The sequence below is a fragment of the Streptomyces regalis genome (genome assembly GCF_001509475.1).
GTDB lineage: Bacteria > Actinomycetota > Actinomycetes > Streptomycetales > Streptomycetaceae > Streptomyces > Streptomyces regalis.
Map to the genome: position 1 here is coordinate 1 of NZ_LLZG01000307.1, position 299 is coordinate 299.

The following is a 299-nucleotide window of genomic DNA, read 5'->3' on the forward strand; positions in this document are numbered from 1 at the left end:
GGGCGGGTTCTGCTACGAACTGAACGGGGCGTTCGCGGCATTGCTCACCGCGCTGGGTTTCGATGTGACGCTGCTCGCGGCGCGGGTCCACGGGAAGGAGGGGCGGCTCGGGATTCCCTACGACCACATGGCGCTGAAGGTGCGGACGGTGGACGGGGGCACATGGCTGGCGGACGTCGGTTTCGGGGCGCACAGTCACTATCCGCTGGCGTTCGAGGCGCGGGGGGAGCAGGTGGATCCGGCGGGTGTGTTCCGGATCGTCGAGGCGGGCCCCGGCGCCGGCGGGGGGCGCGGGGGGG

1 protein-coding gene is annotated in these 299 nt (G+C 72.6%); it reads left to right on the forward strand.

Annotation, left to right across the window (positions count from 1 at the left end; genetic code table 11):
• Positions 1 to 299 (forward strand): arylamine N-acetyltransferase (locus ADL12_RS27335; protein ID WP_167364440.1); only part of this gene is annotated, 299 nt, incomplete at both ends.